This window comes from Mesorhizobium sp. B2-1-3 (assembly GCF_006442495.1).
Classification (GTDB): domain Bacteria; phylum Pseudomonadota; class Alphaproteobacteria; order Rhizobiales; family Rhizobiaceae; genus Mesorhizobium.
This window is the reverse complement of sequence record NZ_VFWL01000001.1, coordinates 239198-252215: the sequence shown is the minus strand read 5'-3', so window position 1 is coordinate 252215 and position 13018 is coordinate 239198. Positions and strand designations below refer to the sequence as shown.

Here is a 13018-nt window from a genome sequence, read left to right as displayed (position 1 = left end):
CGGCGGCCGCACGCATGCCGGTCAAGTCGCGCGCCGGCGTCTGGCGCCGGCTGGTCAAACGCCGCCTGGCGCTGCTCGGTCTGTTCATCGTCGCCATCGTCCTTGCCGGCGCGATCCTCGCGCCATGGCTGACCGGCTATGACCCGAATGAGCAGATGTTCGACGGGCTGACGTTGGAAGGCTCGCCCTTGCCGCCTGACGCAAAATTCTGGCTGGGCACCGATCTGCTCGGCCGCGACCTGTTGACCCGCATTCTCTACGGCGCCCGCACCTCGCTGATCATCGGCATCGCCGCCAATGGCGTGGCGCTGTTGATCGGCACGCTAGTCGGCGTCACGGCGGGTTATTTCCGCGGCTGGATCGGCAGCGCTCTCATGCGCTTCACCGATCTGATGATGGCGTTTCCGGCGCTGCTGCTCGCCATTTGCCTGGCGGCAGTGTTCGAGCCAAGTCTCTGGATCGTCGCTCTGGTCATCGCGCTGGTCAACTGGGTGCAGACCGCGCGCGTCATCTACACCGAAACCTCTTCGCTCGCCGAACGCGAGTTCATCGATGCCGAACGTACCATCGGGGCGAGCGCGCCGCGCATCCTGTTTCGCCACATCCTGCCGCATCTTCTGCCCACCATCATCGTCTGGGGCACGCTCGGCATCTCCACCACGGTGCTGCTGGAAGCGACGCTCTCCTTCCTCGGCATCGGCGTGCAGCCGCCGACGGCCTCCTGGGGCAACATCATCTTCGAGAACCAGACCTACTTCCAGGCGGCGCCCTGGCTGGTGTTCTTCCCGGGTGCGGCGATCCTGGCGCTGGCGCTGGCCTTCAACCTGATCGGCGACGCGCTGCGCGACATCCTCGATCCGACGCAAAGGGGCCGGGCATGATCGCCTATCTCGGCCGCCGCCTGATCCAGTCGCTGCTCATCCTGCTCGGCGTCTCGCTTATCACCTTCGCGCTGCTTTATTTGCTGCCTGCCGACCCGGTGCGCCAGATCGCCGGCCGCAGCGCCACGCCGCAGACGGTCGAGAACATCCGCCAGCAGCTCGGCCTCGACCAGCCCTTCGTCGTCCAGTACTGGCACTATCTCACGAAGCTCGCCAGCGGCGATCTCGGCCGCTCCTACATCCAACGCTCCGAGGTCACCGAACTGATCGTCTCGCGGCTGCCGGCGAGCCTGCTCCTGATGGTCGGCGCCATCCTGTGCGAATTGCTGATCGGGCTCTCGATGGGCCTGATTGCGGCGGTGAAGCGCGGCACCGCCACCGACCAGACGCTGATGGTCGCCTCCTTCGTCGGCGTCTCGGCGCCGCAATTCGTCGTCGGCCTGCTTTTGCTCTACGTGTTCGCCGTGCGGCTCGGCTGGTTCCCGATCGGCGGCTACGGCACCTGGCGCCATCTGGTGCTGCCTTCGCTCACCATGGGCATTCTCGGCGCCGGCTGGTACGCGCGCATGATGCGCTCCTCGATGATCGACGTGCTGCGCCAGGATTATGTGCGCACCGCCCGCGCCAAGGGCCTGGCCCGCCGCGCCATCCTGTTCCGCCATGCGCTCCCCAACGCCATCCTGCCGGTCATCGCCATGATCGGCATCGACATCGGCATCTTCATGGGCGGCATCGTGGTGGTCGAAAGCGTGTTCGGCTGGCCAGGCATCGGCCAGCTCGCCTGGCAGGCGATCCAGCGCGTCGACATTCCGATCATCATGGGCGTCACGCTGGTGTCGGCCTTCGCCATCGTGCTCGGCAATCTCTTGGCCGACATCATCGCCCCGTTCATCGATCCCCGCATCAAGCTCAGATGAAACCAGAAAACCAACAGAGAAAGGGAACATAACAATGAAAAAGCTTCTCGCATCAACCGTGGCCGCATCGGCGCTGGCGCTGATGCTCGGCATGACCAGCGCCCGCGCCGAGGACACTATCGATCCCAACGCCAAGCAGGGCGGCGCCATCACCATCACCTACAAGGACGATGTCGCGACCCTCGATCCGGCGATCGGCTATGACTGGCAGAACTGGTCGATGATCAAGAGCCTGTTCGACGGGCTGATGGACTACGAGCCGGGCACCACCAATCTCAAGCCCGACCTCGCCGAAAGCTACGAGATTTCGCCCGACGGCAAGACCTTCACCTTCAAGCTGCGCCATGGTGTGAAATTCCACAATGGCCGCGAGATGATCGCCGACGACGTGAAATACTCGCTCGACCGCGTCACCAATCCGAAGACGCAGAGCCCCGGCGCCGGCTTCTTCGGCTCGATCAAGGGCTATGACGATGTCGCCGCCGGCAAGGCCGAAAGCCTGTCCGGCGTCACCGTCGTCGATCCCTATACCGTCAAGTTCGAGCTGACCCGGCCCGACGCCACCTTCCTGCATGTCATGGCCATCAACTTCTCGCATGTCGTGCCGAAGGAAGAGGTCGAGAAATACGGCGCCGATTTCGGCAAGCATCCGGTCGGCACCGGCGCCTTCAAGCTCGCCGAGTGGACGCTCGGCCAGCGCATCGTCTTCGAGCGCAACGCGGACTACTGGCATAAGGGACTGCCGCATCTGGACAAGATCACCTTCGAAATCGGCCAGGAGCCGATCGTGGCGCTGCTGCGCCTTCAGAAGGGCGAGATCGACGTGCCCGGCGATGGCATTCCGCCGGCCAAGTTCCAGGAGGTGATGGCCGATCCCGAGCAGAAGGCGCGCGTCGTCGAGGGCGGGCAGCTGCACACCGGCTACGTCACCATGAACACCACCATGGCGCCGTTCGACAATGTGAAGGTGCGCCAGGCGGTCAACATGGCGATCAACAAGGCGCGCGTCGTGCAGATCATCAACAACCGCGCCGTGCCGGCCAACCAGCCGCTGCCGCCGTCGATGCCGGGCTACGACAAGGCGTACAAGGGCTATCCCTATGACGTCGCCAAGGCCAAGGCGCTGCTGGCCGAAGCCGGCCATCCCGACGGCTTCGAGACGCAGCTTTTCGCCATGAACACCGATCCCAATCCGCGCATCGCGCAGGCGATCCAGCAGGATTTGGCGGCGATCGGCATCAAGGCCAGCATCCAGTCGCTCGCCCAGGCAAACGTCATCGCCGCCGGCGGCGACAAGGCCGGCGCGCCGATGATCTGGTCCGGCGGCATGGCCTGGATCGCCGACTTCCCGGACCCATCGAACTTCTACGGTCCGATCCTCGGCTGCGCCGGCGCGGTGCCTGGCGGCTGGAACTGGTCGTGGTATTGCAACAAGGACCTCGACGCCAAGGCGGCCGAGGCCGACTCGGTGGTCGACCCAGCCAAATCAGGCGAGCGCGACAAGATGTGGAGCGCCATCTACGACAAGGTGATGGAGGACGCGCCCTGGGCGCCGGTCTTCAACGAGCAGCGCTTCACCATGAAGTCCGCGCGCATGGGCGGCGCCGACAACCTCTATGTCGACCCGGTCCATATCCCGATCAACTACGACAATGTGTACGTAAAAGATGTGCAATAACTGCGACTACACCATCCACGGACGCCATCACCATTTCGGCTGGGACAATTCCTTTGCCCCGGCGCAGCGCGTGGCGCCCGGCTCGACCATCGAGTTTCAGTGCCTCGATTCCTCCGGTGGCCAGCTCAAGCCCGACAGCACCGTCGCCGACATCGCCAAGCTCGACTTCGCCGGGATCAACCCTGTCACCGGGCCGATCTTCGTCGAGGGCGCCGAGCCGGGCGACGCGCTGAAGGTGACGATCGAGATGTTCAAACCGTCCGGCTTCGGCTGGACGGCGAACATTCCAGGTTTCGGCCTGCTCGCCGACGACTTCAAGCAGCCGGCGCTCAACATCTGGAAATACGATGCCGCCTCGCTGGAGCCGGCCTTGTTCGGCAAGAACGGCCGCGTGCCGCTGAAACCCTTCGCCGGCACCATCGGCAACGCGCCGGGCGAGATGGGCCATCACTCGGTGGTGCCGCCCCGCCGCGTCGGCGGCAATCTGGACATTCGCGACCTCGCCGCCGGCACAACGCTCTATCTGCCGGTGGAGGTGGCCGGCGCGCTGTTTTCGGTCGGCGACACGCATGCCGCGCAGGGCGATGGCGAGGTCTGCGGCACGGCGATCGAAAGCCCGATGGACGTCGTGCTCAAGCTCGACCTTGTCAAGGACGCCAGGCTGAAGATGCCGCGCTTCACCACGCCCGGCCCGGTGACGCGCCACCTCGACACCAAGGGTTACGAGGTGACCACGGGCATCGGCCCGGACCTGATGACCGGCGCGAAAGAGGCGGTCGCCCAGATGATCGACCTGCTCGCCGGCCGTTACCAGATCGATCCGGTCGAGGCCTATATGCTGGCCTCGGTCTGTGGCGATCTCAGGATCAGCGAGATCGTCGACATGCCGAACTGGGTGGTGTCGTTCTACTTCCCGCGCTGCGTGTTCGAATGATGTTCGGTCGGCGCTGCACCCCCACCCCGCTGCTTCGCAGCGACCCTCCCCACAAGGGGGAGAGTAAAAAACTGGCGCCCTACCTCCCCCTTGTGGGGAGGTCGGACCGAAGGTCCGGGTGGGGGGCGCCACAGAATAAATCCCTTGCAGGTTTGCGTCTGCAATGACATCAGCCACCGAAACCATTCTCGACATCGCCAATCTCTCCGTCTCCGTGCGTGGCGAGGACGGCGAGCGCGACGTCGTCTCCAACCTCTCTCTGACGCTTTCACGCGGCGAGACGCTCTGCATCGCCGGCGAATCCGGCTCCGGCAAATCGATGACCGCGCTGGCGATCATGCAACTACTGCCGCGGCCCGCCGCGCGCATATCTTCGGGCACGATCCGCCTTCTTGGCGGGGATGCGGGCGACACCGATCTCACAGCGCTCGACGAGCGCCGGATGCGCCGCATCCGCGGCGACCGCATCGCCATGATCTTCCAGGAGCCGATGACCTCGCTGAACCCGGTGCTGTCGATCGGCCGCCAGCTCACCGAATCCATCGAGGCGCATACCAGCCTCTCGCCCGCCGAGGCCCGAAGCCGCGCCAGCGAGGCGTTGAAGGCAGTGCGCATTTCGGAAGCCGAAAGCCGGCTGAAACAGTTTCCGCATGAGCTGTCCGGCGGTATGCGCCAGCGGGTGATGATCGCCATGGCGCTGGCGCTGGAACCCGACGTGCTGATCGCCGACGAGCCGACGACTGCGCTCGACGTCACCGTGCAGGGCGAGGTTCTGGAACTGCTGCGCGACCTGCAGCGCCAGCACGGCACCAGCGTCATCCTCATCACCCACGACATGGGCGTGGTCGCCGAAATGGCCGACCGCGTCATCATCATGCGGCATGGCCGCATGGTCGAGGAAGGCAAGACATCGGACATTTTCGCCAGGCCGCAAGCCGAGTACACACGCGAGCTGCTCGCCGCCGTGCCGCGCATCGGCACTGGCGCCGGCCGCCAGAAATCGAAAGAGATTGCCGAGCCGGTTGCGCCGGCGAACGTCGCCGATGTCACCGATCTGCATGTCCGGTTCGACCTGCGTGGCGGCTTCTTCGGCCGGGTCAACCGGCGCGTCCATGCCGTCGAAGGCGTCAGCTTTTCGATCGCGCCCAACGAAACGCTGGCGCTGGTGGGCGAGTCCGGCTGCGGCAAGTCGACCACCGCCAAGGCGCTGGCCGGACTGGTGCCTTATACCGGCGACATCGTCATCGGCGGACGCAACCTGTCGGGCCTCGGCCGCGACGAGCGCAAGGCGGTGCGCCGCGACGTGCAGATGATCTTCCAGGACCCCTACGCTTCGCTCGACCCGCGCATGCGCGTCGGCGATCTCGTCGCCGAGCCGCTGGTCATCCATGGCGTCGCTTCGAAGGAGGAGCGCAGGGAGCGGGTGGCGGCATTATTCGAGCGTGTCGGCCTGTCGGCCGGCCAGATGGAGCTCTATCCCCACGAATTCTCCGGCGGCCAGCGCCAGCGCGTCTGCATCGCCCGTGCCCTGGCGCTCAGGCCGAAGCTGATCATCGCCGACGAAAGCGTTTCGGCCCTCGACGTTTCCGTGCAGGCGCGCGTGCTCGACCTGTTGAAGGAATTGCAGCGCGAATTCGGCGTCGCCTACCTCTTCATCTCCCATGATATGGCCGTAGTCGAAAACATCTCCGACCGCGTCGCCGTCATGTATCTCGGCCAGATCGTCGAGATGGGCACGCGCGACCAGGTTTTCTCCAACCCGCGCCACCCTTACACCAGGCGGCTGATCGAAGCTGTGCCGGTGCCAGATCCGGCGAAGCGCAGGAGCCGGTTCGCAAGGCTGGACCAGGAGATTCCGAGTGCGACGCGGAGGCTGGGCGAGAGCCCGCAGAGGCTGGCGCTGAGCGATGTCGGAGGCGGTCACCTGGTGGCGGGGTGAGGGTATGCTGCTCATGTGGGGCGGCGCCGACGCTTCCTGTGGCAACTGCAGCCATATCCGGGCCGCGACGGCTGTCCCGATCCCATCAATACCCAAGCGCCATTCCGTCCTTGCGTGGGTCCGACGCCCCGGTCAGCGTTCCCTTTTCCCAGTCGATCAGCACCGCCTGGCCGCCGCCGAGCGGGTGGTGCGGCTGGGTGATGGCATGGCCGCGGCGGCGCAGGCCTTCGATCGCATCAGCGGGAACACCGCGCTCGGCCTCCACCATGCCGTCATTGTAGAACACTCGCGGCGCATCGAGCGCCTGCTGCGGATCCATGCCGAAGTCGAGCATGTTGGTCAAAAGATGGACGTGGCCGAACGGCTGGTAGCCGCCGCCCATGACGCCGAACGGCATCACCACGCGGCCGTTTCGCGTCGCCATGCCGGGCATGATCGTGTGCATCGGCCGCTTGCCGGGCGCGATGGCGTTCGGATGCGCCGGGTCGAGGCGGAAGCTCGAGCCGCGGTTCTGCAGCACCACGCCGGTCTTCGGGCCGACGACGCCGCTGCCGAAGGAATAATAGGTCGAGTTGATGAAGGAGACCGCGTTGCGGTCGCGGTCGACGATGGAGATGTAGACCGTGTCGCTGCCGGGCAGCTGCACATCCGGCAGGTGCGTCATGGCACGCTGGCGGTCGATCTCGGCGCGCAGCCGCTCGGCATAGGCGGCCGACAGAAGCTCTTTTACCGGCACCGGCACATGGTCCTGGTCGCCGAGGAAACGGTCGCGGTCGCGGTAGGCCAACCGCCCCGCTTCGATCTCCAAGTGCAGGCGCTCGGCGCCGTCGGGGTCGAGCTCGCCGAGCCTGAGCCCCGACAGCACATTCAGCATCACGAGCGCCGTCAGCCCCTGATTGTTCGGCGGCATCTGGTGGATCTCGTGGCCGCCATAGGAGACGCTGACCGGCGCTACATAATCGCCCTTGGTCGAAGCGAAATCCTCAAGCGAATGCAGTCCGCCCAACGCCTTGAGCCGGCTCACAATGTCGTCGGCGACGGCGCCTTCATAGAACCCGGCGCGGCCATGCCTGGCAATGATGCGTAAGGTGGCGGCAAGCTCCGGCTGCCGGTGCACGTCGCCGGCCCTGGGCGCCTCGCCGCCCGGCAGGAAAATGCGCGCGGCGTGCTCGTCGGCCGACAGGTCGGTCTCCGGTTCGGCCCAGTCGAAGGCGACGCGGTCATGCACGACATAGCCGTTCTCGGCATAGTTGATCGCCGGCGCCAACACCTCTGCAAGGTCCTTGCTGCCATGGTCTTCCAGCAGCCTGCACCAGGCGTCGATCGCGCCGGGCACGGTCACGGCATGCGGTCCCTGTTTGGGAAGTTCGCTGAAGCCTTTGTCGCGATACCAGTCCACGGTCGCCTTGGCGGGCGCCCGGCCGGAGCCATTGAAAGCCAGCACGTGTCCCTGCCCCGCGGGGCAATAGAGGACAAAGCAGTCGCCGCCTATGCCGGTCGATTGCGGCTCGACCACGCCCTGCACGGCGGCGGCGCAGACAGCGGCGTCCATGGCATTGCCGCCGGCGCGCAGCATGTCAATGGCTGCAAGCGTCGAAAGCGGATGCGAGGTCGCGGCGATCGCTTCGGTGGCACGGACCGGCGAGCGGCCGGGAAACTGGAAATCACGCATTCTGTCCGAATATCTCCTGGTCACTTGAAGCCAATTGGTCCGGTGAAATCAATGCCGTCTGCCGAAGATCTGCGCCACCGACAAGAGCACGACCGACAGCACGATCAGGCAGGTCGAGATGGCAGCGATCGTCGGGTCTATCTGGTCGCGCAGGGCGTTGAACATGCGGCGCGTCAAGGTCGTCGTCTCGCCGCCCGATATGAACAGCGAAACCACCACTTCGTCGAAGGAGGTGATGAAGGCAAACAGCGCGCCCGAAACGATCGAGAAGCGGATCTGCGGCATGGTCACCTGCCAGAAGGCGGCGACGCGTCCGGCGCCGAGGCTGCGCGCCACGCGCTCTTGGTTCATGTCATAGGAGCGCAAGCCGGACAGCACCGTCAGCACCACCAGCGGCAGCGCCTGCACCGTATGCGCGATGACCAGGCCGGTCAGCGTGTTGTTGAGCCCGATGCGCGCATAGAGGAAGAAGGTGCCGATGCCGATCAAGATCACCGGCACGATCAGCGACGCGGTCATCAGCGCGTTGATGGTGCCGTTGAAGCGCAGGGTGCCCCGGTTGATGGCATAGGCGGCGGCCGTGCCGAGCGGCGTCGCCACCAGCGCGGTCATAACGGCCACCTTGACCGAGACCACCGTCGCGTCGCGCCACTCCAGCGACTGGAAGTAGGTCTGGTACCAACGCAGCGACCATTGCTGCGGCGGAAACTGCAGCAGCGTCGAATCCGAAAACGACATGATGACGATGATGACCGACGGCGCGATCAGGAACAGCAGCACGAGGCCGCCCAGCGCATAGAGCCACAGACGTTGCCGGTGCGAGATCGGCAGGCCGACATCTCCGCTCATCGCGAACTCCACACACCTGTGGCGCGCGCGCCGAGCAGCCACTGGAACAGGCCGAGCAGCGCCAGCGTGACCACGAGCAGCACGACGCCGAGCGCCGCGCCGGCGCCCCAGTTGGAATAGAGGCTGGTGGTCTGTTCCATGCGCATCGCCCACATGACGACCTTGCCGCCGCCCATCAGCGCCGGCGTGACGAAAAAGCCCAGGCACAGCACGAAGACGATGACCACGCCCGAGGCGAGGCCGGGCAGCGACAGCGGAAAGAAGATCTGCCGGAAGGTGGCGACGGGGCCGGCGCCCAGATTCATCCCGGCGCGCAGGCAGTCGGTGTCGATGGTCTTCATCGAGGCGTAGAGCGGCAGCACCAGGAACGGCAGCAATATATGCGTCATGCCGATGACGACGCCGGAAAAATTGTTGGCCAGCGGCAGCGGCTGGCTGATGACTCCGAGGTCGATCAGCCAACTGTTGATCAGCCCCTTGCGCTGCAGGATCACCAGCCAGGCATAGGTGCGCACCAGCACCGATGTCCAGAACGGCAGGATGACGAAGATCAGGCAGATCGACGCCGCCCGGCGCGGCAGTTGCGACAGCATGTAGGCCAAGGGATAGCCCAGCAGCACGCAGGCGGCGGTGACGATGAAGGCGACCTTGAAGGTGGTGAGGAAGGTCTTGATGTAGGAGGCTTGCTCGAAGAAGCGCGCATAGTTGGCGGCGCTCAAGACGCCGGCCTCGTCGAACAGCGACAGCCAGAACAGCCAGCCGATCGGCACGATGATGATGGCAAAGACGAGGAACAGACTTGGCGCCAGCAGCGCCAGCAGCCGAAACTGCTCGCGCCACGCATCGGCGCGCAACGCATGCGCGTTCAGGTCCTGGGTCATGGCGCCAATTGCCTCGTCCATCGCGGCGGTTTGCACGCTCATCAGTCCGCCGCCACCAGGATCGTATCCTGCGCATCAAGGCCAAGCGCGATCGGCTGCCCGGCGGCCGGCAACCTGGCCAGCACGTCGCTGCGGCAATAGTCGCGCAATGTCAGCTGCCTGCCGTCGCGCAGCACGGCGTAGCAGACGAAGCTGTCGCCCTGATAAATCACGTCACTGAGCGTCGCGCTGAGCACGTTGACGCCCTTGGCCGGCTCTGCATTTGCCAGCAGCCGCAGCTTTTCCGGCCGCACCACCATCAGCTGCTGGCCCGATGCCGGCGCCGGCGCCGCGGTGTGGATTTGCCTGTCCTCGTACCAGACCGAACCGCTGCGGCATTCGACGGGAATGAAATTCGATTCCCCGATGAAGCCGGCGACGAACCGGGTGCGCGGCGCGGCGTAGAGAATTTCGGGCTTGTCGAGCTGCTCGATGCGCCCGGCATTCATGACGGCGATACGATCCGACATGGTGATCGCCTCGCGCTGGTCGTGCGTGACATAGACAGTCGTCATGCCAAGCCGCCGATGCAGGGCGCGCAGTTCGATCTGCATGTGCTCGCGCAGGCCCTTGTCCAACGCCGACAGCGGCTCGTCCATCAGCACGATGCGCGGCTCGAACACGATGGCGCGCGCCAGCGCCACGCGCTGGCGCTGGCCACCGGAGAGCTGGTCGACGCGCCGTTCGCCGAGGCCCTGCAACTTCACCAGCTCCAGCGCTTTCTCGACGCGTTCCACCGTCTCGGCGGCCGGAACGCGGCGCTGCTTCAGCGGAAAGGCGATGTTGTGGAAGACGTTCATATGCGGGAACAGGGCATAGTTCTGGAACACCATGCCGATATTGCGCCTGTGCGGCGGCGTGGTGATGATCTCCTCGTCGCCGACCTTGATTGAGCCGGCATTGGCCCTGACGAATCCCGCCAGGATCATCAGCAGCGTCGTCTTTCCGGAGCCGGAAGGGCCGAGCAACGTCAGGAATTCGCCGGCCGCGACGTCGAGATTGAGGTCGCGCAGCACCGATACGGAGCCAAAACGTTTCTCTATCGCGCGCATGCCGATCGGCAGCGCGGATGGCGCAATGGACAAGATTGTTTTCTCCTAGGCAGGACTCCAAGAAGCAGGGCCAGGCGGCCCCGCAATGTCAGGGTTTCCGGTCTATTGCTGGATCAGATTGTTGAACTTCTCCGTCGCCTCGACGAGGTTGTCGCGCCAGAACTCGGCGTCCTGCAGCACCTGCTTCTTGACGTTCTCAGGCGACGAGTTGATGTCCTTGATCCGCTCCGGCGGGATCTTCCCGGTCTCGAACGCCTTCTCGTTGACCGGTCCGTTGTCGACATAAAGCGGCAGATTGGCCTGCAATTGCGGACTGACGAACATCGCCAGCGCCTTCATCGCGACCTCCTTGTTCTTGGCGCCCTTGGGAATGACCATGCAGTCGGCGGTGAGTACGCCCTGGTCGAAGGAGAAGCTGACCGGCGCGCCTTCCTTCTTCAAGGTGCCGGCGCGGCCGTTCCAGATGCTTGCCATGTCGACCTCGCCGTCCTTCACCAGTTGCATGGCCTGCGCGCCGGAAGTCCACCAGGCATCGACATGGCCACGGATCTTGTCGACCGATTTCAGCGCGCCGTCGATGTCGACAGGATAGACCTTGTCGATCGGAATGCCTTCGGCGAGGGCTGCAACGCTAAGCGTCTCCGTCGCCTGGCTGCTGCTCAGTGCGCGCCGTCCGGGAAACTTCTCCACATTCCAGAAGTCGGCCCAGGTCTTGGGGCCTTTGTCACCGAATACGTCGGTCCGGTAGACGAGTACCACGGAGGTGTAGGAGATGCCGACCCAGTCGTCATGCACGAGCTTGGGATTGATGCCGCTCTTGTCGATGAGGTTGTAGTCGAGCTTTTCGAAAAGCCCTTCCTTCGAGCCGCGCGCGCATTCGTCGGCGCCGAGCTCGGTGATGTCCCACTTCACCGCGTTGCCTGTCACCTGCAGGCGCACGTCATCGAGGCCGTTGGTGGTGTCTTCCTTGATGGTGATGCCGAGCGCATCGGCGGTCGGCTTGAAGAAGGCCTTGGCCTGCGCCTCCTGATAGGTGCCGCCCCATGAGGCGACGGTAATGGTGTCGCCTGCCGCGGCGGGCGCCGTGACCGTTGCCATGAGGCCCGCTATGGCAACGACGCTAATGCCTTTGGTGCTGTTCATTTCGGTTCTCCAACCGGTGTTCCCATTGTTTTTGATTTCGCATGCGATTTTGTATACAATTTTGAGTGTAGCTCGGGGATCAGCGAAGTCAACACCGCTCGGCGGGGCCTTGGGGCCACCGACCCGGGGCCGGGGAATGGCAAAACGCGCCGATTTTGAATACAGCTACGCGCGAAACACATCGATTTCCGGCACGGACCGGAGACTGGATACGGAACTTGGCCAAGGAAACAAAAAACACGCTGCGCGACTCGGTCTATTCCGCGCTCAAGGCAATGATCGTGACCGGCCAGATCCCGCCGGGCGCGCGCGTCACCGAGAGCGACATTGCGGCAAAGCTGAATGTCAGCCGCACGCCCGTGCGCGAGGCCTTCAACCGCCTCGAGCGCGACGGGTTGGTCACCGGCCGGCCGCGGCAGGGCTACGCCGTCACCGAGTTCGACATAAACATGTTCCGCGAGGCCTTCGACATCCGCGAACTGCTCGACGGCCACGCCACCGAACTGGCGGCGGCTGCGGCCACCGAGAAAGACAAGGCGCGGCTGCGCGTCATGCTGGCCGAATGCGAGAGGCTGGCCGCCATTGCGGATCGAACCACAAGGGAAAAATTCCAGGAGCTTGAAGTCGGCATCGACCTGCACCGCGTCATCGCCGAAATCAGCGGCAATGCCATGCTGCACGGCATGCTGTGCGGCATCCTCGACAAGTGCCAGCACTATGTCTGGACGGAACTGCTGTGGCTCGACGAATGGAAGATCGCCCGCGACGAGCATGCCGAGATTGTCGAGGCGATCTGCGCCGGCGACGCCAAGCGCGCCGGCGCCCTGGCGCGCGCCCATGTGCGCGGCTCGCGCGAGAACGTGCTGCGCCTGCTGCAGGCCAAATCGGATTACCAGAGCTTTCTGGCCAAGGCGTCGTGAGCGGGGTTGGACTTGGCGCGAAGCAACGCGTTAGCGATCTCAACTGGGCAGCCATGGATATTGCGGGTGGCGATGCTACCATAGGCCGGACGAACCTCGACAAGGACACTCCA

General features: G+C 64.8%; 11 protein-coding genes. 6 read left to right on the top strand and 5 right to left on the bottom strand.

Annotated features, from left to right (window positions below; all coding sequences use genetic code 11):
- Nucleotides 1-14 precede the first annotated feature (14 nt).
- The 5 genes from FJ973_RS01330 to FJ973_RS01310 all read left to right on the top strand — a co-directional run bounded on the left by FJ973_RS01330 (nt 15) and on the right by FJ973_RS01310 (nt 6349).
- A complete protein-coding gene (locus FJ973_RS01330; RefSeq protein WP_210239460.1) occupies nt 15-881 on the top strand; it encodes an ABC transporter permease in 867 nt (288 codons plus the stop codon).
- A complete protein-coding gene (locus tag FJ973_RS01325) occupies nt 878-1798 on the top strand; it encodes an ABC transporter permease (protein ID WP_140491557.1) in 921 nt (306 codons plus the stop codon). The genes FJ973_RS01330 and FJ973_RS01325 overlap by 4 nt, the downstream gene beginning before the upstream one ends.
- A gap of 34 nt (nt 1799-1832) precedes the next feature.
- The gene (locus tag FJ973_RS01320; RefSeq protein WP_140554660.1) at nt 1833-3476 is read left to right on the top strand and encodes an ABC transporter substrate-binding protein; all 1644 of its coding nucleotides are present in this window, start codon (nt 1833-1835) and stop codon (nt 3474-3476) included.
- On the top strand, nt 3466-4410 hold the full coding sequence (locus FJ973_RS01315; RefSeq protein WP_140491553.1) for an acetamidase/formamidase family protein: 945 nt from the start codon (nt 3466-3468) through the stop codon (nt 4408-4410). Before FJ973_RS01320 ends, FJ973_RS01315 begins: the two co-directional genes overlap by 11 nt.
- A 163-nt stretch (nt 4411-4573) precedes the next feature.
- Complete coding sequence (locus FJ973_RS01310) at nt 4574-6349, top strand: ABC transporter ATP-binding protein (protein WP_140491551.1); 1776 nt, start codon at nt 4574-4576, stop codon at nt 6347-6349.
- Nucleotides 6350-6434: 85 nt separating this feature from the next.
- Here FJ973_RS01310 and ggt read toward each other — a convergent pair whose 3' ends face one another.
- The 5 genes from ggt to FJ973_RS01285 all read right to left on the bottom strand — a co-directional run bounded on the left by ggt (nt 6435) and on the right by FJ973_RS01285 (nt 11985).
- Nucleotides 6435-8021, bottom strand: a complete 1587-nt coding sequence (gene ggt, locus FJ973_RS01305) for a gamma-glutamyltransferase (protein ID WP_140514260.1) — start codon at nt 8019-8021, stop codon at nt 6435-6437.
- 48 nt (nt 8022-8069) lie between these two features.
- Complete coding sequence (locus FJ973_RS01300; protein ID WP_140491547.1) at nt 8070-8870, bottom strand: ABC transporter permease; 801 nt, start codon at nt 8868-8870, stop codon at nt 8070-8072.
- A complete protein-coding gene (locus tag FJ973_RS01295) occupies nt 8867-9793 on the bottom strand; it encodes an ABC transporter permease (protein WP_140554659.1) in 927 nt (308 codons plus the stop codon). Before FJ973_RS01295 ends, FJ973_RS01300 begins: the two co-directional genes overlap by 4 nt.
- Nucleotides 9793-10875 carry an ABC transporter ATP-binding protein gene (locus FJ973_RS01290; protein WP_140554658.1) on the bottom strand — a complete coding sequence of 361 codons (1083 nt, stop codon included), beginning with the start codon at nt 10873-10875 and terminating at the stop codon, nt 9793-9795. Before FJ973_RS01290 ends, FJ973_RS01295 begins: the two co-directional genes overlap by 1 nt.
- Nucleotides 10876-10944: 69 nt before the next feature.
- Nucleotides 10945-11985, bottom strand: coding sequence for an ABC transporter substrate-binding protein (locus tag FJ973_RS01285; RefSeq protein ID WP_140514265.1), 1041 nt, complete (start codon nt 11983-11985; stop codon nt 10945-10947).
- Between the two features lie 218 nt (nt 11986-12203).
- On the opposite strand from FJ973_RS01285, the gene FJ973_RS01280 reads away from it, so the two are divergent.
- Complete coding sequence (locus FJ973_RS01280; RefSeq protein WP_181168535.1) at nt 12204-12905, top strand: GntR family transcriptional regulator; 702 nt, start codon at nt 12204-12206, stop codon at nt 12903-12905.
- Nucleotides 12906-13018: the final 113 nt, after the last annotated feature.